Origin of the sequence: Thalassolituus pacificus (assembly GCF_025318105.1) — a bacterium.
In the GTDB taxonomy this organism is placed as follows: domain Bacteria; phylum Pseudomonadota; class Gammaproteobacteria; order Pseudomonadales; family Oceanobacteraceae; genus Venatoribacter; species Venatoribacter pacificus.
This window is the reverse complement of the sequence record NZ_JAOANI010000002.1, coordinates 92,153-112,566: the sequence shown is the minus strand read 5'-3', so window position 1 is coordinate 112,566 and position 20,414 is coordinate 92,153. Positions and strand designations below refer to the sequence as shown.

Below are 20,414 nucleotides of genomic sequence, written 5' to 3'. Positions count from 1 at the left end.
TAGATTATGGCTTTTAATATTGGTTTAAGTGGTATTCGGGCTGCCTCGACCGACCTTGAGGTAACCGGTAATAACATTGCCAACGCCAGTACCACCGGCTTTAAGCAATCGCGTGCGGAATTTTCCGACGTGTACACCACCACGCTGCTGGGAACCGGTGTTAAACCGGTCGGTAGCGGTGTGATGGTGGATAACGTTCGCCAGCAGTTCAGCCAGGGCAATATCAGTGGCACTGAAAACGCACTGGATATGGCGATTGATGGCAATGGTTTCTTTGTACTGGAAGATCGCGGCAGTGTGTCGTACACCCGTGCCGGGATTTTCTCCCTCGATAAAGAAGGGTATGTGGTCGCCAATAATGGCTCGCGCCTGCAGGGCTATGCAGCCAATGAAAACGGTGTGGTAAACGGCGTTTTAGGTGATATCCGCATTCAGATTGCCAACCAGCCACCACGTCTGACCAATCTGGCGACCGCCATCCTCAACCTCAATGCCAGCGAATCGGTTTTGCAGGAACAGGGCTTGCAGTTGGTTTCTAATGGTCTGGCAATTGGAGCGGCGGATTCCGGTATCAGTGAATCCACCCGTACGATTCTGGATGCCTCCGGTCAGCCGACAACCGGTGGTACACCGGCGCTGGTGGCCTTTGATGGTGTTGGCGGTGGTGGTAATACCGTGGCCAACGTCGCAACCGCCGGTACCGCCGGTGGCGAAACCTTTGATGTTGATCTGGGCGATGGCAATGGTCTGCAGACTATTACATTGCAGGCGATTCCGGCGGCATCGACACAGGCCGAAGCACTGACTCTGATTCAGCAATCCGTTGATGCGGTATTGGGCTCTCAGCAATTAACGGCATCGGTGGATGGCAGCGGCAACCTGGTGTTCCAGCGTGCGGGCTACCGCGCAACCGATGGTTCCAGTTTCGCCTTTACCAACTCGGCTACCATGGCAGCCTTTGGTGCGGCGGGTGCGGTCACCGCAGGTACCCAGGGCTCATTGCTCTTCGTTGGTTCTGGCGCATTGACCGCCGATTTCCGCAGTATTCCCGGAACGTCTACGACGACCCGTACGACCGCCACGCCCTCGTTGAACATTGTTTCTTCAGACCCAGGGCAGTATGCCCAGCTGACTGCCAGCAACCTCTATGGTGCGCTGGATATCAGCGCCGGGGGCGGTAATGTGCTGGCCTTCACGATTGCTACCGAGACCGGTGCCACCTATCCAATCAACCTCAGTCAGGCGGCCTGGCAGGGCGCCGCTCCGGGTTCAGGTTACGCAACATTAAGCATTGCGGATGCTGTCGCGCAGATTAATACGCAGATCACTGCGACAGCGGGGGCGGGTAACGAAGAAGTGCTGGCCGTTAATAATGCCGGTCGCATCGAATTCCAGGTGCAGGCACCGGCGACTCAGGGCGATTATCTGCAGATAGCGAATAATGCCGTGTCTTCCGTGGGACTGAGTCTGGACAGCATCGGTTTTCTGACAGGCAACCGCTTCGACAATGGCGTTGAGCCGGTGCAGGCCAACAATGTATTTCAGCTGGAAGTGACCAGTACTACCGGCAATGGCGGTGGCCCGTTCAATATCACCATTCCACCGGCTAATTACGCATCGCTTGATGATCTGGCGGTGGCCATTCAGCAGCAAATTGATGTGTATATCGGTGCTGCCGGTATCGCCGGTAAGGTATCGGTCGATGCGGTGGGCGGTCAGCTGGTCTTTACCAACACCAATGTGGGTTCTGGTGAAGGTATTTCGATTACCCCTACCGTGGGCGAACCGCAGGCGGTTGCCGCGCTGGGCTTTGATAGCCTGTTTGTGGTTACCGGTGAAGACGAGGTGGATAAGTCCAACAGCTTCCGCATCAACCTTACCGTACCGGCACCGGACAGCGAAAACCGCAGCGGTTCGGTGCTGATCACACTGGATGAAGAATACCGTTCGGTACAGCAACTGGCGGCCAGTATTAACCGCCAGCTGAACAGTCAGGATGCGGATGGCTATATCGGTGTGCAGGCTTCTGCCGTTGAGATTGAGCCGAATGTTGTGCCGCCGCAGTATCAGCTGGAGCTGCGCGCCACCGAAGCTGGCGAAGCCTCGATCCTTTCCATCAGTAATATCAGTGCCTCAGGCCCGGATATTACCGCGGCCGATCTGTACGGCTTGCTGCAGGCTAACCCGTCCGACAGCACGCTGCTGACCACCGGTATTGAAGGTGTCAGCAACGAGTATCCTAAGCAAACGGTGGTGCTGACCAACCCGGACGGTGAAGAAACCGAGATTGTGATTCCGGAGCGCAGTGAGGCGAATGCGATTGTTGCCTTGTTTAACAAGCAGCCGGGCGTAACGGCTTCGGCACTCACCACCATGAATATTCCGCTGTCGGGTTACAACAGCCCCGGCAATGATATGAAGCTGACGCTGAATGGTCAGGTATTAACCTCCACGTCACTGGAAGATATCGCCGACGAAATCAATTCTTACCGTGGCACAACCTTGCCGGGGTTTCATGCCGATATTACCGCCGCCGGTGATCTGGTGATCACCAATGAAATCGGCCGTGATATTAAGCTGAGCATCGACAGCCCGGTTACGTCCGATTCGCTGGTGGTACAAGGCGCCGATAACACCGGTCCGGTGGTGTTGGGTGGCAGTACCAGTGCCGACTTATCTGCGGCTGTAGGCGGGGTTGTGACTTTTATCCTCAACGAGAATTACACCCTGAGCCAGCCCGATCCGGTCGTGTCCGGTATTTTTGGTGCGCTGACGCCGGATGAGTTTACTGCCTACACCCTGAATGCCTTTGATCCGAAAGATCAGGACACCTACAACCACGCAACCTCAATGAATATCTATGACAGCCTGGGTAATACCCATGTGATGACGCAGTATTTTGTTAAGGAACCGGTTGATCCAAGCCGGCCAAACGAGGCCAACCTGTGGGCGATGTATGTGCAGGTGGATGGTTTAGATGTCGGCGATCCGGATTCCACTCTGCCATTCCCGCAGAATCTGGAACCTACTGCAGCACGTTTTGAGCTGTTTTTTAATCAGGATGGCAGCTTTGATCCGTTATCGACCGGCGATATTTACATCACCAACTGGGATCCTAAGGATGTTGATGGCAATCCGACCGGCGCGTTGAGCTCGGTGAATGTGCTTGAGGGTGGCTTGCCGCTGTCCGATCCGCCAAGTAACTCTAACTTCCAGATTGATCTGAGCGGCTCTACGCAGTTCGGCAGTGCCTTTGCGGTGAACGAAGTGAGCCAGAATGGTTACACCACCGGACGTCTGACCGGACTGGAAGTGGATCAGGAAGGGATTATCTTTGCCCGTTTTACCAACGGACAGGCACAGACACTGGGGCAGGTGGCGCTGGCTAACTTCCGTAACCCGGAAGGTCTGACGCCACTGGGCGATACCGCCTGGGCTGAGTCGTTTGAATCGGGTGATCCCACCATTGGCTCACCAAGAACGGCCTCGTTTGGTCAGGTACGTTCATCGGCTCTGGAAGACTCTAACGTGGATTTATCGGAAGAGCTGGTCGGGCTGATTATTGCCCAGCGTAACTTCCAGGCCAGTGCCAAAACCATTGAAACCACCGATCAGGTAACGCAGACCATTCTGAACATCTGATGACCGTCCGGCGGCAAGCCTCTTCCCCTATAGCGGAAGAGGCTGCCGTTTTTCCCACGCTTTTCCCCGCCTGATACCGTCAAAAAACCATAAGTTATTGAAAATAATGGCTTTTGTGGATTTGGCACGCCCTCTGCAATGTTCTTGTTAACTCATTCGGTAAGCTGGCTTTCCCAACTTACCCGCAAGAACAGAGGCAACATTATGGACCGCGCTTTATACATTGCCATGTCGGGTGCCAAGCAAAATACATTGGGCCAGGCAGCACACGCCAACAACCTGGCTAACGCCAGTACCAATGGTTTCCGCTCTGATTACACCCAAAGCCGGGCGATGGGTGTATTTGGCGATTACTTCCCCACCCGTGCTTATGCCATGACCGAACGTCCGGCCAGTGATTTCCGTCAGGGGCCTCTGGTCGAAACCGGACACAGTATGGATGTCACCATTGAAGGCGACGGCTGGTTTGCCGTGCAAGGGCCGGATGGTCAGGAAGCCTACACCCGTGCCGGTGATCTGAGCGTCGATGCCGATGGCCGGCTGGTGAATGGCAGCGGCCTGCAACTGATCGGTGATGGTGGCCCGGTGGTTCTGCCGGAATTTCAGAGTATTGAAATCAGCCGTGCCGGGATTGTGACGATTCAACCTTTGGGTGAAACACCGGCGGCCGTGGCCGAGCCGGTGCAGCTGAAACTGGTACGTCCGGATCTGCAGGCACTGGAAAAAGGCGAAGATGGTTTATTCCGCTTTCGTGATCCGGCGACACCTCCGGCACTCGCAGACCCTAACATCACGCTGGTGAATGGCTTTGTTGAAGGCAGTAACGTGAATGCGGTGAGCGAGCTGACCAGTCTTATTGCGCTCAACCGCCAGTACGAAATGCAGGTAAAACTGATGAAACGGGTGGACGAAAATACCGCCGCAACCACACAAATTCTGGCCAACCAGTAACAGGAGCTGACCTATGTTAAATGCACTTTGGGTAAGTAAAACCGGACTGGAAGCACAGGATCTGGCGTTAACCACGGTTTCTAACAACCTGGCCAACGTATCAACCACCGGCTTTAAAAAAGATCGCGCAGTATTTGAAGATCTGCTCTACCAGATTCAGCGTCAGCCAGGCGCCAACTCTTCGGCCGACAGTCGTTTGCCTTCGGGTCTGCAACTGGGTACCGGTGTGCGCACCGCCGGTACGCAGAAAATCTTCACCACCGGCTCACTGCAGTTAACGGATCAGCCGCTGGATATGGCGATTAATGGTCGCGGTTTTTTCCAGATCGCGATGCCGGACGGCACCATTGGTTATACCCGTGACGGTACCTTTCATATCAACAATGAAGGGGTGGTGGTTAACGTTAATGGTTATCCACTGGAGCCACAAATTACCATTCCGGAGCAGACCAATCAGCTCACCGTCAGTAAAGACGGTATTGTGCAGGCCACCCTGTTTGGTGATCCGACACCACAGGAGCTGGGGCAAATTGAAACGGTGGATTTTATTAATCCGGCGGGTCTGCAGGCGGTAGGCGGTAACGTATTTTATGAAACGGCTGCCAGTGGTGCGCCACAGGTTGGCGTGCCGAACGAAGAAGGTTTTGGCACGGTAGAGCAGGGTGCTCTGGAAAACTCGAACGTCGAAGTGGTGGAAGAGCTGGTCAAAATGATCACGGTGCAACGTTCCTATGAAATGAATTCGAAAGTTGTATCCGCCGCCGACCAGATGCTGCAATTCCTGACGCAGAACGTGTAAGGAGGTTGTTATGAATAATGTATATTTACCTCGCGCAATATCGGCAGTGCTGATGCTGCTGGCCTTACAGGCCTGCACCTCGGTACCACTGGAACCTGAGGTGTTTCCGGACGATCCGGATTACGCCCCGGTATCGGCCGAAAGCCTGCAGCCACCACCAATGGCCAATGGTTCTTTATTTCAGGCGCGCTACAGTTTTGGCCTGTACACCGATCAGCAGGCACGCCGCGTTGGCGATATTATTACGGTGATTTTTGATGAGCAGTATCAGTCATCAAAATCTGCTCAAACCAAGTCGGATAAAAATTCGACCAACAGCATTGTGCCCAACAGTGTGATGGGTACAGTGCCTGGCTGGAAAAATCTGGGACTGGATTCTGATACCTCTGCCAACCGTAAATTTAACGGTAAAGGCGAGGCGGATCGTTCCAACAGTTTGAGTGGTCAGATATCGGTGTCGGTGGCAGAGATTATGCCAAACGGTATTTTACGGATTCGCGGTGAAAAATGGCTGACCCTGAGTGAAGGTGAGGAATATATCCGTATCAGCGGTTTGATTCGTCCGCAGGATATTACGCCGGATAATACCGTATCATCGAGTAAAGTTGCCGATGCCCGTATTTCCTTCGGTGGTCGTGGCAATCTGAATAATGCGACCAAGCAAGGCTGGTTTGACCGCATTCTTAATTCGCCCTGGTGGCCGCTGTGATCAGAATGAGGAAAACCGTTATGTTACGTTTTTTGAGTTCCTTTATGCTGGCGTTTGTTGTGGCAGTGCCAGTGGTTCAGGCAGAACGTATTAAAGACATCACCAGTATTTCCGGTGTGCGTACTAACCAGCTGGTGGGCTACGGTCTGGTGGTAGGTCTGGACGGCACCGGTGATAAAGCACCGTTCACCACCCAAACATTCCGCAATATGATGGCCGAGTTTGGCATTACGTTACCGGCCGGTGTTGACCCGAAATTAAAAAACGTAGCGGCGGTATCCGTTACGGCAGAATTACCCGCCTTTGCCAAACCCGGCCAGCGGGTGGACGTAACTGTTGCCTCATTAGGGAATGCTAAAAGTCTGCGCGGTGGTGCGTTGATGTTTACTCCGCTTAAAGGGGCTGACGGCAATATTTACGCTGTGGCTCAGGGCAACCTGGTGGTTGGCGGGTTTGGCGCGGAAGGTAATGACGGTTCAAAAATTACCGTTAATATTCCCAGCGTTGGGCGTATTCCGAATGGCGCTTCGGTTGAGCAGACCGTCCCCAGTAATTTTTCCCGCGGCGACAGCCTTATTTTTAACCTTGATCAACCGGACTTTACCACCGCGCGTGCGATGGTTGAGCGTATCAACACCTTGCTGGGGCCGGGAACCGCTGAAGCTCTGGATGCGACATCCATCCGTGTGAGTGCTCCGCGTGATACCAGTCAGCGTGTCAGTTATTTATCCATCATCGAAAATCTGGAAATTGAAACCGGTAAAGAGCGTGCCAAAGTGATTATTAACTCACGTACCGGCACCATTGTTATCGGGCAGAATGTCATGATCGAACCCGTCGCCGTTACCCACGGCAGCTTGGTGGTCACCATCACGGAAGATTTTCAGGTGGCGCAGCCCAATGCGCTGGCTGGTGGTGAAACAGTCGTTGTGCCGCAAACCAATATTAATATTAACAATGGTGGCGACAATCGCATGTTCAAATTTGGCCCCGGAGTATCGCTGGACAGCATTGTTAAAGCGGTTAACGAAGTTGGCGCGGCACCCGGTGATTTAATGGCTATCCTTGAAGCTATGAAACAAGCGGGCGCGTTGAAAGCCGAGCTGATCGTAATCTGATGTGAATAACAAAAGAGAATAGAGATTTATGAGTGCTGAATTGTTTGAACAGGTCAAAAACCTGTCGCTGGAAGTCCGTTCCCTGATTCGTCAGGGCGTACGCGAAGGGGTTGATGAACGGATTCAGCAGCGTAACCAGTTATTGCAGCAATGGTTCAGTCAGATCAATGACCTGATTAACCTGACCAATGAGCAGCAAGTGTTTCTTGAAACTCTGTTGCAGGAAGAGCAGCAATTGCTGACGGAGTTACAGCAGGAACAAAAAAATATTGCCAGCCATCAGAGCGGCAAGAAAAAACTGTCTAAGTACGAACAGTTGCCGCACTGACCGCATACGACAGACTCGGATATCTTTGCTGATACCGTTGCATTCCCACGCGGAGCCTGGGAACGAGAAAAAGCAGCGTTTTTAACACCCAGACCTACATCTGGCTCCCACGCGGAGCCTGGGAACGAGAAAAAGCAGCGTTTTTAACATCCAGACCTACATCTGGCTCCCACGCTCTGCGTGGTCGTCTTTGCTGCACCGCTGCATTCCCACGCGGAGCCTGGGAACGAGAAAAAGCAGCGTTTTTAACACCCAGACCTACATCTGGCTCCCACGCTCTGCGTGGTAGTCTTTTCTGCACTGTTGCATTCCCACGCGGAGCTTACGCTTTTTCCCACCAATAAAATCGCTGATACGGAAATACACCGCGAAGTCTTGCCGGTAATAGTGGCAAGCATCTTGCATTTTCCATAACAAAGGAGATTGCTATGATCCAGACACAGCCTCAGAGCGCCCAGATTTATACCGACCTGAATGCCCTTCAGGGTATTCGTACGTTGGGAAAAGACGATAAAAATGCCGCACTGATGGAAGTCGCCAAGCAGTTTGAGTCGATGTTTCTGAACATGATGATGTCGTCCATGCGTGACGCCAACCAGGTGTTTGAAGAAGACTCAATGTTCAATTCTCCGGAAACCGATTTTTATCGCAAAATGTATGACGACCAGATGGCGTTGTCGCTCTCGGGCCAGCAGGGAATGGGGCTTTCGCAGGTGATTTATCGTCAGCTGATGTCTAATTACGGTGATGAAAAAGACGCCGGCAGCAAAGATCTGGATCAGAATAAATTATTTGATCGACGTGCACGTTCACCGTTGTCAATGGTTCCTCCATCCCATATCAACGCCCTCAATGCAGGCTCGCCGGATGCCAGCTCTAATGCAACAGCTCTTAATGTAACAACGCTCAATGCCACGATGGACGAAGTGGATGCCGAATTACATCAATTGCCACCGCTGGCAAAAGTGCCGCAGGAAACGCCACAGGCAGCGGCCAGCGGCAGCGGAAATAAAGGGCAACAATTTGCCACGCCGGCTGACTTCGTTGCCGCTTTGTATCCGCTGGCGGAAAAAGTAGGCGCTGAGCTGGGTGTTGAACCTAAAGCCATCGTTGCTCAGGCAGCACTGGAAACCGGTTGGGGTAAATATATGATCAGTGATGATCAGGGCCACAACAGTTTTAATTTCTTTGGTATCAAAGCCGACAAGCGCTGGCAGGGTAACAAAGTGGAGGTGGTGACTCATGAATATCGCGACGGCCTGGCGGTAAAAGAACGGGCTGAATTCCGTTCTTATGCATCGATGGAAGATGGAGTGCGTGATTATGCCAACTTTCTGCAGGGTGCTGAGCGCTATCAGCAGGCTTTGGGGCAGAACCTGGGTGCTGGTCACTATGGCCATGCACTGCAGCAGGCAGGTTATGCAACGGATCCACAATACGGCGCAAAAATTCAGCGTATTTCGCAAAGCAGCACGTTGAATGCGGCACTTGAACAGATGAGCTCCGGTACATCGCTGACAGGAGATCGCAACGATGGCTAGTATTCTTGAAATTGGCATTTCCGGCTTGCGCGCAAGCCAGACAGCATTGACCATTACCGGCCACAATATTACCAATGCCGGCACAGAAGGTTACAGCCGCCAGGTGATTGGCCAGAGTGCTGTCAGTCCGCAAAATAAAGGCGGTGTCTGGGTTGGTTCGGGCGTTAATGTTGATACAGTAAATCGTGTTTATGATCAGTTTCTGACGGAGCAGCTCTGGCGTGATACTTCAACCTTTAACGGTTTTGATACGCTGGCGTTAAACGCCGAGCAAATAGATAGTTTATTGGCCGATTCCGGCACCGGGGTTCAGCCAGGTCTTGAGCGCATGTTTTCTTCCTTGCAGGCGGTGGTGGATGACCCATCCTCTTTGCCAGCCCGTGCGGTATTGATTTCTGAAAGTAATGGCCTGGTTGATCGTTTTACCTCTATCAGCGATCGCCTGTATGCACAAAACGATATTATTAACGGCCAGATGGAAGTGATGGCCGGGCAAATTACCACGATTGCAGAAGGCATTGCCGAGTTGAATGAACAGATTCAGTTTGCCACGGCCTCAGCTAATGGTATTGAACCCAGTGATTTACTCGATGCCCGCGATAAATTAGTTAAAGACCTTTCTGAGCTGGTAAAAGTCAATGTGGTTGAACAGGATGACTCAGTCTGGAACGTATTTATCGGTAATGGTCAGGCGTTGGTTATCGGCAATGATTTTAACGAAGTGTTTGCTGATTCCGGTGCATCCGACCCTTCGCGTATGGATCTTTATTTCCGTAAAGAAGATGTTATTCAGAACGTTACCAAAGAAATCACGGGTGGCCAGCTGGGCGGCACGCTGCAGTTTCGTGAAGAAGTTCTGGATCCGGTATTAAATGGGTTAGGTCGGTTAGCGCTGGTTATTAACCAGACCTTTAATGAACAGCATAAGCTCGGCATCGATTATGATGGCAAGATGGGCGAGAATTTCTTTACCGATATTAACGCCCCGGAGAAAGCTTATAACCGTGCCCTGGGTGACAGTCAGAATGCCCGCCCCAATGATCGTCTGCTCAGCGTTCATATCAAAGATGCAGGTGCTTTGACGATCAGTGAATACCAGCTGGAGTTTCCTGGCCCGGATGATTATACCTACCGTATTAAACGTCTGGATGACAATAAAATCGTCAGCAGTGGAGCATTAAGCGGCAGTTTCCCGGATTCGGTAGAAGTCGATGGCTTTGAAATTCGCTTTGAGTCCGGTAGTTTTCAGAAAGGAGATGACTTCCGCATTATGCCAACGCGCAATGAGTCGACCAAAGTTCAGGTGAATATCACCCGGCCTGAACAGGTAGCCGTTGCTTCTCCGATCGTTACGGATTCTGCTATCGGAAACCAGGGGAATGCAGCGATTTCTCAGGGCGGTGTATATGATATTAATACACCGTATTTCGCCCGCGAAGGTGAACTGAACCCGCCATTGTTAATTCGTTTTACCTCGCCAACCACATACGATGTTCTGGATAACAGTGATCCGGGAAAGCCGATTCCACTGTTTCCTCCGTTAATGAACCAGACTTATGTTCCGGGTATCAGTAATTCGATTTTACCGGCTGATGAAGGTAAAACAGCTTTTACCAGTTTTGGTGGTTATTTACCGGTTAATACGACCTATCAGGCATCGCCGCCAGCCGCCAATATTGCGCCTAAAAACGGATTCTTTCCTGAGCGTATTGCAATCAGTTATACCGATCCGGTCAGTGGCAAGGTCAGTACTCAGCCAACGTTAATCACCAGAGCCAATGCCTCAGCCAAAGATATTGCAACCGAATTGAGCAAGCGTGAGGGCATCGAAGCGCTGGCGCGTACCACGGTAGAACTGAGCAATTTCACCAGCGACAGCAATCCATTTCAGCCCATGACATTCAGTCTGAATGGCATTGTTCTGACGGATACGCTAGGCCCGAATCAAACCAAATACGACGCCGGTTACCCGGAAGACGTTCCTGACCCGATGACGCCGGAATTTATTGCCGACCGTATTAACAGTAATCGTGACCTTCAGGATCTGGGGATTGTTGCCCGCAGCGATGGCGCTAAAGTCATTGTTACCGCGCTCAATGGCGATGATATTAACCTGGAAATATCTGGCGATAATGGTGATGGTTTCAGTGTCAGTAACGGCCATGACATTATCCTGCGCGAAACCGGCGAAGCGCCATTTACTCCGTTAACCGAGTTTGATGGTTATGATTTCAGCGAAGGCGGGCCGTATACCTACGAATTTGATGTACCTGGCCAGGGTACTTTTAATATCGAACTGAACGATACCTATGCAACAGGTGCTGAAGTGGTTGATGCCATCCGGACTCAGCTGGAAAACTCCGGTTTTACTTTTTCTGGCAACCTTGATGTTGATATTGATGAGCGCGGTACGATCAGTTTTCAGCCACGATTGCCAATGAACGCAACCGGTGTTCATGGCTCTTCGAAGATATCAATGGGCGGTCAGGTAAAGGTGATTGCTGACCCGGGTTACAGTTTGGACATCGAACCACCGGGTAATAACTTATTTTCAGAGAGCCCCGTGGGGGAGCCGGTACATTTTGGTTTTGATGTCGAAATCAGCGGTCTGGTGCAGAGCGGTGATGAGTTTACCGTCGGTTTTAATACGGATGGCACTTCTGACAGCCGTAATGGTGTGGCTTTGGCGGCGCTACAAAATGAGAATACGGTGGCAGGGAATACCAGCTATTCAGAATCATACTCGCGGTTGGTGGAAGAAATTGGCTCTGTGACCAGTCGTGCTCAGATTAACCGTGATTCCAGTGAAGTGCTGCTGAGAAATTCTGAGGGTGCAGTCAGCAGCCTGTCCGGTGTGAATCTCGATGAAGAAGCCGCCGCTCTGATTAAATACGAGCTGGCTTACAACGCCAGTGCCCAGGTTATCCAGGTGGCACGCAGCATTTTTGATACTTTGATTTCGACCTTCCGTTAAGGTCAGGCGCAGGAGATAACGTATGCGTATCGCAACCTTGCAAAGTTTTAATACGGGTCTTAATGGCATTCTGGATAACCAGTCATCGGTAAATAAAACCCAGCAACAGGTTTCCAGTGGCCGGCGGGTACTGACTCCCGCAGATGACCCTATTGCCGCAACGAAAATTCTGCAATTACAGCAGGATCAGGCATTGCGGGATCAATACGATCGTAATATGACCGCTGCCGATAACCGGCTGAAACTCGAAGATGCAACGCTTGGTTCTATTACCGATAACCTGACCCGTCTGAAAGAACTGACAGTAAAAGCCGGTGGGGGTACATTAACGATTACCGATCGTCAGGCCATTGCCGCCGAGGTTTATCAGATACAGGAAGGTCTGGTCGATTTATTCAATACCCGCGATGCCAATGGAGAATATGTGTTTGCTGGTTTTAAAGGAGGTAATGCGCCTTTCGTTAAAAACGACAGTGGGCGCTATGACTATAAAGGTGATGAGGGGCAGCGCTTCCTGACGATTGGTGCTTCTACCAACGTTGCTACGGGTGATAACGGGAAAAACTTGTTTGTTGATGTGGAAGCGGCTAAAAATACCTTTACTACAGAACTCAACCCACTCAACAAGGGTACGATGCGGGTCAGCCCCGGATTTGTAGTGGATGAAGAAAAGTACTCAGAATTTTATCCGGATGACCTGATTATTACCTTTAATCCGGAGTCGGCGGTTACGCCATCAGGTCCTAACTACACCGTGCGTCGTGCCTCTGATAACCGGGTTGTCGAAGGAATGAATAATATGGCTTACAGCCCGGGTTCCGATGTTGTGGTTGCCGGTATCAGTATTACGTTGAACAGTGATCCGGAACCGGGTGATGAAGTACTAATGAAATCTTCACCCAAACAAAGCATTACCGATACGATCTTCCGTCTCACCGCAGGGTTGAACACGCTGGATGATAATGTCGTTGATTCAGAGACCCTGGATATTTTAATTGAAGATACGCTGACTAACCTGGCCTTTGCTCAGGCTTCGATATCGGAGATCCGAAGTCAGGTTGGTGCACGGCTTAACGTTGTTGAAAACACCCGTAACCTGTCAGCGGATGTTGGTCTGGTTAATAAAGAAGTTCTGTCAAAACTGTCGGATGTCGATTTTGCGGAAGCGGTCAGCCGCCTGTCGTTGCAGAGTTTTCTGCTGGAGGCTGCGCAGCAAAGCTATACCACCATCTCAAGGCTGTCATTATTTAATCAATTATAATCAGAATTTTCTGTCTATAGAGGTATTTTAATCATCAAATTTGGCTAAAGGAGCCTCGCACTGCAGAAGTTCTCTTCTTGCGCTCGCCAAACCTTTTCCTACGAAATTGAATAGGTTTGCGGTTGCGGCAGCATCAATAAGTGGGTGTTCCAGAGCCTGGCTCAGGTGGCTGCTGTGGCCTGCTCCTCCGGCCATTATTATGGGTACTTTCCAGTCATTGGGGACTGCGTTCAGAGCATCAAAGTCATAGCCCTGTCCGGTACCATCACGGTGTATGGCGTTAAGATAAATTTCGCCAACGTTAAGTCCTTCGAGACGTTTCAGGTGATCGTGCAGAAGGCCTTGCTCCTGAGCCGCACTATGACTGAATACTTTGAGATTATCCGGGCCTGTCCAGTCAATACTGGCAACCATACATTGACTTCCATAGCGGGATACTAACTCTTCGACGAGCTCCGGTTGCTCGAAACAAGCAGTGTTTACAACAAGTTTATCCGCACCGTGAGCAAGAAGGGCAGAGGCCATTTCTACGCTTCTTATCTGTCCTCCTGCCGCTACCGGAATCATACAATGCCCAACCATCTCTTTCAGCGTATTCAGAAAGCCCGGAATTTTAGTCTCATCGTCATCTAAGTTGAGAACAATCAATTCATCAATAGCATCGGATATGGTTTCAAAATGATAGTTTTTGAAAAGCCACTGTATGTCTCCGACCCGCTGTAGTCGAAAGTTCCTGCTGAGCAGAAAACTGCCATTTTTATACAGTAGGGTGAAAATAAGACGTTTCTTAAGCACGCTTAATCTCCAGGAAGTTTTTCAGTAACTTAAGTCCGGTCCTCTGGCTCTTTTCCGGATGAAATTGAACTCCAAAGATATTGTGCTTTCTGAATCCGGCAACAAATGGAGCGCCATAATCACAGTATATGTAGTCAGCACTCTTATCACTGTCCGTCATGGCGTAACTGTGTGTAAAATAAAAGTCGCTGTTTTGGTTAAGTTCATCCGTCAAAGCGTTAGCAGTTTTCCAGTACACGTTATTAAATCCTACGTGTGGAATGCGTATACCTGAACTGCTATCCAGCTTGGAAATTTTATTGTCGATGAGATGGAGACCCTCAGATGTACCATCTTCCGTGCTTTCAGAGCCAAGAAGCTGCATACCAAGGCATATCCCCAGCATTGGAATACCGTTTTCTGTTGCAGCTTGTATAATGGCCTCGCTCAGTCCGAGGCCATTAAGATTCTCCATGGCCCGCCGGAATGATCCTACACCTGGCAGAATGATGAAGTCGGAGTTTTTTATGACAATGGGATCCTGACTGATGGATGAATTGTATCCAAGCCTGCTCAGAGCATTTCTGACAGAGAGATGATTACCCATGCCATAATCAATCAGAGTGATCTTCATACAATTTCAAATTTTGGCATCCAGCGATCGCCATCTTTGTAGAAAAGGTCTTTATTGGCAAACTTATCGATGGTTTCATCGAATATTTCCCGACTGATCTGATAGTAATCAAGATATTTTTCGATGAACGGTTCCGGGTAGCAATTGTCGTACATCTGAGCCAGCATTACTCCCTGATCGCGTGACATGGCACCGCGTCTGATATCAATACCAGCATCCTGAGTGGCTCTGCCAAAACCAAATTTAAGATACATCAGGTAGGTGTGCAAGTCATACAGGCAAGTATCGTTTTGGGCAAAATTTGTATAGGTTCCAGTGTTGGATTCTTCTTTTTCCTGCAGGCCGCAATGTTCCTTAGCAATCATATAATTACGGTAAGGATCCCAGCTTTCAAAGTATGAAAAATGGGCGCACTCAATATTGCCTAATTTCTGATCATCTGCATCAAAGCGCCAGAAATAGGTTTGCTGACTGCTGAGATATCGCAGGGTTTTCTCATATTGTCCTTCCAGATAAACCCGTTTCATAAATTCTGCTGTGAACACCGGGCGGTTTTTACTTTCGGTTGAACCACCATACTCAATTTCACCGTCCTCCCCGTACATAACCAGATTGACGCCAAAGTTAGCCGCAGTTCTTATAACGCCAGCAAGAATGGCAATCACCCATCCGTAGAGCGGTCTTCCCTGTTCCAGGAAGCCACGACGATTAAGCTCCTGCATGACTTTCTGATTAGGGTTAATCTGGATGGTGTCATATCCTGATGCAATGTAATTCTGCAGATTCTGGTCGCCGATTGAAAAGCTGAGCGGAGGGGTAATCGTAACTGCCAGCGGATGCATACCAAATTCATGCTTCAGCATATGGCTGACGTATGAACCATCCTTTCCGCCGCTTACAGGAATGACAACATCAAACTCTCCTGTTTTACTGCGGTGCTTTTCCAGCAGGGCTTTTAGTTCATTCATTCTGGAAGACCAGTCAAATGTCTTCTTTTCTTCTGACCATTGGCAGGCATTACATCGCCCTTGGTCATTGAACTCTATGCGCGGACGTGTGGACATGTTCAGACATGTTTTGCACCAAAATAACGCTGGCTGGCCGGTAGCGGTTGTCATGCCGGATTCTCCATAAAAAAATCATTTAGTACCGAACCATTGTTCGGTGTGACGCGAATGTTAGGGTACATTCCGCTGTATATTCGGTTGTTACCTGAATCTGTTAGTTTTCGTACAAAGCTTCTGGCACCGATCACTGAGTTTATTCCGATCTGGCAATCACCTATGACGCTTGAACCTGAATACAGCACATTTTCACCGGAAAAAGACGGATATACGCCGTCTTTGTCTGATCCGATGGTAACATTCTGATAAATTACCAGATAATCGGAAAATTTAGCATTGCCTATAACACTGCCAACGGGGTGTACGAGGATAAATATATCGGGCATTTTTACACTGTAGAATAAATCTAATCCGTTAAGCGCTTTGTTCAGATAGAAAGCTTTTTCTGCCAGAGGAATATTGCCGGATAAGTAAGCTTCATGGGAAAGAAAATAGAGAAATGTTGCATAGTGGTCAGCGTTCATGTGGTTGAACACCGGCTTACCATTGCTTTGATAGTACTTACCCGGGATACTGTGGAAGCAATACTCAACCCTTTCCAGTGCCTTGCTGCAGCAAGCTTTAATAGCTTTCTTCCAGTCAGTTGTGTTATCGGGGAAGAAGTGGGTAAGCTGATTCTCAATGTAATTCTCAAGTTGAGCAGAGCTGATACTGGTGTACACGCAATCTCTCCTACAACGTAAATCCATCGTCGACAATCATGTTTTGCCCGTTTATGTAGCGGGACTCCTCCGACAGGAGAAATAACAGTGTGCCACATAAATCGTCAGGGCTGAGCATTCCTTTACTTGAACAGTTGTCTCCATACGCTTTCAGAAAGGTTTCAGGTTGGTCATCAAGAATACCTCCGGGACTGATCGCATTTACCCGTATGTTGTAACCTTTCAGACGTTTGGCCATGTAGCGGGTCAGATGTAGTATTGCAGACTTAATTGCCGCATATTCCACTGGCATGGTCATCTTTGTATTATCGTAGATTTCAAATTTTGGTGCGATGCATCCATAAACTGATGCGATATTTATAATGGTGCCACTATTTACACTGCAAAAGTGCCGGGAAAATATTTTTGACAGTTCAAAGTATGGCGTCACATTGTCTGAGAGGTTTTGGCTGAAGTCGTTGTAGGTGACATCGAAAAAATCAGCGCCGTAGTTCCCACTGCGGATATAGAGGTTGTTAACCAGGGCGTGCACATTACCAAAGCGTGTCAGACTGGTGTCCAAAAGCTTCTGAATGTCATTCGGTCTGGTTGCGTCAAAAATGCAGGCGTATGCTTGGTGGCCGTCTGATCTTATTTTCGCAGCAAGAGCTTCTGATCTTTCTTCATTGTTGTCTGCAATCACCAGGTTGTATCCGTGGCTTGCCACTGCATTGCAGAATGATGTGCCAATTAACCCGGCAGCGCCGGTTATTACAACTGTTTTTTTAATGGGCATTTTGACCTTCAGTTATACTGGCGGAATACGGGTTTTACAGGCTCACCGATCAGGTATTGACCGATCCCATCATCCAGTGCTTTGCGGATAATAGTCAGTGATTGATCCAGAGCACGCTCTACATGTTTGAGTTCTTTTTCGCCGTGATGATAGGCAATGGAAACCCAGGGCATCATCACTTGGCTTTTAAGCATCTCCTGCATAAATAAGGTACGCAAAAGCATAGATACCTTACCATCATGATCTTTCAGTGTAACGCCGGGTGAGCAGTCAAAGCCGGAGGCTATCAGATTGTCTTTCAATCCGTGTTCGAGCGCTTTACGATTAATCAAGAGTTTGAGTTTCTTACCGAACTCCCACATGTGACCGATGACGTCGTGATTGTCATAAAAATCCATAGTGGCCACAAATGCACCCAAGCCACTCATTTCAGCTCCGTGAGTTGTAGATAACAGAAATACACGTTCCTGTCCGGCTTCATCAATCGACCCTAGATCCATGATGTCGCGCTTACCTGCAACGGCGGCTACTGAGAATCCGTTTGCCATTGCCTTACCAAATGTTGTCAGGTCTGGCTGAATATTGTAAAGCGCCTGTGCGCCATATTGATGCCAGCGGAATCCGGTTATCATTTCATCAAGAATAAAAACGATACCGTACTTTTTACAAAGTAATTCTACATCGTTCAGGTAGGATTTTCCTTGTTCAAAAATGGATGCAACTGGCTCTTCGGTTGTGGCTGCCTCCATCACTAGGCAGGCAATACCGGAACCGTGTTCAGCCAGAATACTTTGCAATGCCTGCGCATCATTGTAGGGAAACGTGATGGTCAGTCCGGATATTTCTTCCGGGATGCCCCGGTTGATAACCGTTGACCCGATGAACCAGTCGTCGAAGGAAAAAAAAGGGTGGTCTGAACAGCGCAATACTAACTTTCTGCCAGTATATGCTCTGGCAAGTTTCACCGCTGCAGATACCGCAGTAGAGCCATTTTTGGTGAACTTTACCATTTCGGCGCTGGCTATCATGCCAGTCAGTCGCTCAGCAGCTTCCAGTTCAATCAGGGACGCTCGCGTCAGATTGTTGCCTGCCATGACTTGTTGGATGGCAGCATTATTTACCGAGGATTCGGCATAGCCGATCGCAACGGATCTGAGCGCCATTCCAAAATCAAGGAATTCGTTACCTTCGGCATCTTTTACATAAACACCGGAGCCACTGCTCAGAATTTCAGGAGCATTAGCAGGAAACTGATCTGAACCACGTGAGTATGTATGTGCACCACCAGGAATAACTGCTTTCAGACGTTGCTGGTAGCTTTTGCTGGCTGTTTTTTTTGCCGGAAGATTCACGATAGTACCTCTCTGTTCTTCATGATCGCTTCAATGCATATGAAATCCGTTAAAGAATCAATTTCATAGCTCTTCCATTCCGGTACTACAAAGCCCATTGTCCGATCATGGTAAAAACCACGTTTTTTTTGTAATACATCCACTTTACTTATGTAGAGCGTGCCATCCATCCGGTACACCGCGGATAATTCCTGGCGTCGTACTGCTTTGGAAAAATCGGTGTTAAGACTATGAATTTTTTTGTCATCGCCGAGTGTTAATAAGTACGCAGGATGAGATTTTATTTCCTGTGTTACGCCAACAACGGCATCTGTCTTTTCCCATGATTCAATCAGTGATTCAAGAGCAATATCAACATCGTTTGCTTCAGTAAGCGGCGACGTGGGTTCCAGTAAGACGAGGATGTCGTAGTTTTCCTGCAGCTGGTTTAAAAGGTCGTTGACAACGTCAATGGTCGTTGTCGTATCTTGCGCAAGCCCGGTTGGTCGGAGAAAGGGAACATCTGCCTGGTATTGGCGGGCAATAACTGCGTATTTTTCACTATCTGTGGAAACAATAATGCGGTCTATATACTTGCTGTCGCGGGCACAACAAACAGGCCAGGCAAGGAGAGGCTTTCCTGCCAGTTCGCGGATGTTCTTATCTTTCAGTCCTTTGCTGCCACTTCTGGCCGGAATAATACAGAGCACACGTTTATCGTCGATCATCCGCGTATTTCCCGGCCACTGAAGTCATTCAGAAAGTCTTGTTGAGCTTGGTTGTAATCCGGCATTTTGCCTATGTCGAGCCAATATTCATGAATTGGGAAGAGAGATACATTTTTACCGGAATTTATTTGGGTCTGCAGTAAGTCCGGCATATCAGTAGGTGAAGATGAAGAGACTTTTCTGCGCAGCTCAGGACTAATCACATAAATACCTGCATTGATAAAAAACGACTGGATTGGTTTTTCCACAATTTTTTCTATCTGATGGCCGTCGCTGTGTATTACGCCATAGGGAATCTGATATTCGTGACGTCGAACGCACATTGTGGCCGTGGCTTCATGTTCTTCGTGGTACGAAAGAAGTTGATTAAAGTTTACCTTGGTCAGCAAATCGCCATTCATCATCAGAATAGGTTCCCGCAGATCATCTGGCAGAAGGCTTAGTGCTCCGGCCGTTCCCAGCGGATATTCCTCGTGAACGTAGTGAATATCGACTCCCCAGCGTTCACCATTGCCAAAGTAGCCGGTTATTTTTTCATGGAGATAGTGGGTTGAAATATAAAACTGGTGGAAGCCGTGCTCAATAAAACTTTCCAGAATGGTTTCCAGAATGGGTTTATCACCAATCTTCAGCAGTGGTTTCGGGCAGTCGTCGGTCAGTGGTTTGAGGCGTTTACCAAAGCCGCCTGCCATCAGAAAAACCGGGTTGGACTTTCTTCTGGCGGAATCAAGTTCCCGTGCGGTGTACAGGTCGATAATAACACCAGCGTCGACAACGGGTACCTGCTGAACTGAATGCCGGCTCATCAGTGCGCGTATCTGTGCAATAGACTGTAAAGGTGTTGCCGTAACGGGTTCCTTGCACATGATCTCATGTAGTGGACACGCAAGATTTCTGTCGTTCAGAAGTGCCCGGCGGATATCACCGTCTGTCACTGTGCCAAGCAATTGGCATCGATCGTCACAAACCAGTGCAATCTGCAGACTGGTATCATTAATGACTTTAATGGCACGTTCTATCGTATCTGTTTCTGAAAGCAACACGCTTTGCCAATGTGTCATGA

At 49.4% G+C, this 20,414-nt stretch carries 17 protein-coding genes; 9 read left to right on the top strand and 8 right to left on the bottom strand.

Going from position 1 to position 20,414, the window contains the following annotated elements; all coding sequences use genetic code 11:
- Nucleotides 1-6: 6 nt before the first annotated feature.
- The 9 genes from NYR02_RS00540 to flgL all read left to right on the top strand — a co-directional run bounded on the left by NYR02_RS00540 (nucleotide 7) and on the right by flgL (nucleotide 13,323).
- Nucleotides 7-3,642 carry a flagellar hook-basal body complex protein gene (locus tag NYR02_RS00540; protein WP_260974443.1) on the top strand — a complete coding sequence of 1,212 codons (3,636 nt, stop codon included), beginning with the start codon at nucleotides 7-9 and terminating at the stop codon, nucleotides 3,640-3,642.
- Nucleotides 3,643-3,846: 204 nt separating this feature from the next.
- Complete coding sequence (locus tag NYR02_RS00535) at nucleotides 3,847-4,593, top strand: flagellar basal body rod protein FlgF (RefSeq protein ID WP_260974442.1); 747 nt, start codon at nucleotides 3,847-3,849, stop codon at nucleotides 4,591-4,593.
- A 13-nt stretch (nucleotides 4,594-4,606) separates the two neighbouring features.
- The gene (flgG, locus tag NYR02_RS00530; protein WP_260974441.1) at nucleotides 4,607-5,392 is read left to right on the top strand and encodes a flagellar basal-body rod protein FlgG; all 786 of its coding nucleotides are present in this window, start codon (nucleotides 4,607-4,609) and stop codon (nucleotides 5,390-5,392) included.
- A 10-nt stretch (nucleotides 5,393-5,402) separates the two neighbouring features.
- A complete protein-coding gene (gene flgH, locus NYR02_RS00525; protein ID WP_260974440.1) occupies nucleotides 5,403-6,101 on the top strand; it encodes a flagellar basal body L-ring protein FlgH in 699 nt (232 codons plus the stop codon).
- Nucleotides 6,102-6,121: 20 nt separating this feature from the next.
- Nucleotides 6,122-7,219 carry a flagellar basal body P-ring protein FlgI gene (locus NYR02_RS00520; RefSeq protein WP_260974439.1) on the top strand — a complete coding sequence of 366 codons (1,098 nt, stop codon included), beginning with the start codon at nucleotides 6,122-6,124 and terminating at the stop codon, nucleotides 7,217-7,219.
- A gap of 28 nt (nucleotides 7,220-7,247) precedes the next feature.
- On the top strand, nucleotides 7,248-7,547 hold the full coding sequence (locus NYR02_RS00515; protein WP_260974438.1) for a hypothetical protein: 300 nt from the start codon (nucleotides 7,248-7,250) through the stop codon (nucleotides 7,545-7,547).
- Nucleotides 7,548-7,975: 428 nt separating this feature from the next.
- Nucleotides 7,976-9,088: a flagellar assembly peptidoglycan hydrolase FlgJ gene (gene flgJ / locus NYR02_RS00510; protein ID WP_260974437.1), complete on the top strand. Its 1,113-nt coding sequence runs from the start codon at nucleotides 7,976-7,978 to the stop codon at nucleotides 9,086-9,088.
- Complete coding sequence (gene flgK / locus NYR02_RS00505; RefSeq protein WP_260974436.1) at nucleotides 9,081-12,062, top strand: flagellar hook-associated protein FlgK; 2,982 nt, start codon at nucleotides 9,081-9,083, stop codon at nucleotides 12,060-12,062. Before flgJ ends, flgK begins: the two co-directional genes overlap by 8 nt.
- Before the next feature lie 22 nt (nucleotides 12,063-12,084).
- Complete coding sequence (flgL, locus tag NYR02_RS00500) at nucleotides 12,085-13,323, top strand: flagellar hook-associated protein FlgL (RefSeq protein ID WP_260974435.1); 1,239 nt, start codon at nucleotides 12,085-12,087, stop codon at nucleotides 13,321-13,323.
- A 27-nt stretch (nucleotides 13,324-13,350) separates the two neighbouring features.
- Here the strand turns inward: flgL and NYR02_RS00495 are convergent, their stop codons facing one another.
- From NYR02_RS00495 to NYR02_RS00460, 8 genes are read right to left on the bottom strand one after another with little or no spacing between them, the layout of a single operon-like run.
- Complete coding sequence (locus NYR02_RS00495) at nucleotides 13,351-14,118, bottom strand: HisA/HisF-related TIM barrel protein (RefSeq protein WP_260974434.1); 768 nt, start codon at nucleotides 14,116-14,118, stop codon at nucleotides 13,351-13,353.
- The gene (hisH, locus tag NYR02_RS00490) at nucleotides 14,111-14,731 is read right to left on the bottom strand and encodes an imidazole glycerol phosphate synthase subunit HisH (protein WP_260974433.1); all 621 of its coding nucleotides are present in this window, start codon (nucleotides 14,729-14,731) and stop codon (nucleotides 14,111-14,113) included. Before hisH ends, NYR02_RS00495 begins: the two co-directional genes overlap by 8 nt.
- Nucleotides 14,728-15,849, bottom strand: coding sequence for an N-acetyl sugar amidotransferase (locus NYR02_RS00485; protein WP_260974432.1), 1,122 nt, complete (start codon nucleotides 15,847-15,849; stop codon nucleotides 14,728-14,730). The genes hisH and NYR02_RS00485 overlap by 4 nt, the downstream gene beginning before the upstream one ends.
- Nucleotides 15,846-16,517: a serine acetyltransferase gene (locus NYR02_RS00480; protein WP_260974431.1), complete on the bottom strand. Its 672-nt coding sequence runs from the start codon at nucleotides 16,515-16,517 to the stop codon at nucleotides 15,846-15,848. Before NYR02_RS00480 ends, NYR02_RS00485 begins: the two co-directional genes overlap by 4 nt.
- A gap of 10 nt (nucleotides 16,518-16,527) precedes the next feature.
- Nucleotides 16,528-17,292: an oxidoreductase gene (locus tag NYR02_RS00475; protein ID WP_260974430.1), complete on the bottom strand. Its 765-nt coding sequence runs from the start codon at nucleotides 17,290-17,292 to the stop codon at nucleotides 16,528-16,530.
- An 8-nt stretch (nucleotides 17,293-17,300) separates the two neighbouring features.
- Nucleotides 17,301-18,644, bottom strand: a complete 1,344-nt coding sequence (locus NYR02_RS00470) for a glutamate-1-semialdehyde 2,1-aminomutase (protein ID WP_260974429.1) — start codon at nucleotides 18,642-18,644, stop codon at nucleotides 17,301-17,303.
- Complete coding sequence (locus NYR02_RS00465) at nucleotides 18,641-19,351, bottom strand: acylneuraminate cytidylyltransferase family protein (RefSeq protein ID WP_260974428.1); 711 nt, start codon at nucleotides 19,349-19,351, stop codon at nucleotides 18,641-18,643. The genes NYR02_RS00470 and NYR02_RS00465 overlap by 4 nt, the downstream gene beginning before the upstream one ends.
- Entirely contained in the window at nucleotides 19,348-20,412 is a 1,065-nt protein-coding gene (locus tag NYR02_RS00460; RefSeq protein ID WP_260974427.1) for a nucleotidyltransferase family protein, read from the bottom strand. Before NYR02_RS00460 ends, NYR02_RS00465 begins: the two co-directional genes overlap by 4 nt.
- Nucleotides 20,413-20,414 lie beyond the last annotated feature (2 nt).

Coding starts and splice junctions, on each gene's coding strand:
- flgG (WP_260974441.1), top strand. CDS start 4,607: ATGTTAAATGCACTTTGGGTAAGTAAAACCGGACTGGAAGCACAGGAT.
- NYR02_RS00520 (WP_260974439.1), top strand. CDS start 6,122: ATGTTACGTTTTTTGAGTTCCTTTATGCTGGCGTTTGTTGTGGCAGTG.
- hisH (WP_260974433.1), bottom strand. CDS start 14,731: ATGAAGATCACTCTGATTGATTATGGCATGGGTAATCATCTCTCTGTC.
- flgL (WP_260974435.1), top strand. CDS start 12,085: ATGCGTATCGCAACCTTGCAAAGTTTTAATACGGGTCTTAATGGCATT.
- flgH (WP_260974440.1), top strand. CDS start 5,403: ATGAATAATGTATATTTACCTCGCGCAATATCGGCAGTGCTGATGCTG.
- NYR02_RS00465 (WP_260974428.1), bottom strand. CDS start 19,351: ATGATCGACGATAAACGTGTGCTCTGTATTATTCCGGCCAGAAGTGGC.
- flgJ (WP_260974437.1), top strand. CDS start 7,976: ATGATCCAGACACAGCCTCAGAGCGCCCAGATTTATACCGACCTGAAT.
- NYR02_RS00485 (WP_260974432.1), bottom strand. CDS start 15,849: ATGACAACCGCTACCGGCCAGCCAGCGTTATTTTGGTGCAAAACATGT.
- NYR02_RS00535 (WP_260974442.1), top strand. CDS start 3,847: ATGGACCGCGCTTTATACATTGCCATGTCGGGTGCCAAGCAAAATACA.
- NYR02_RS00475 (WP_260974430.1), bottom strand. CDS start 17,292: ATGCCCATTAAAAAAACAGTTGTAATAACCGGCGCTGCCGGGTTAATT.
- NYR02_RS00460 (WP_260974427.1), bottom strand. CDS start 20,412: ATGACACATTGGCAAAGCGTGTTGCTTTCAGAAACAGATACGATAGAA.
- flgK (WP_260974436.1), top strand. CDS start 9,081: ATGGCTAGTATTCTTGAAATTGGCATTTCCGGCTTGCGCGCAAGCCAG.
- NYR02_RS00515 (WP_260974438.1), top strand. CDS start 7,248: ATGAGTGCTGAATTGTTTGAACAGGTCAAAAACCTGTCGCTGGAAGTC.
- NYR02_RS00540 (WP_260974443.1), top strand. CDS start 7: ATGGCTTTTAATATTGGTTTAAGTGGTATTCGGGCTGCCTCGACCGAC.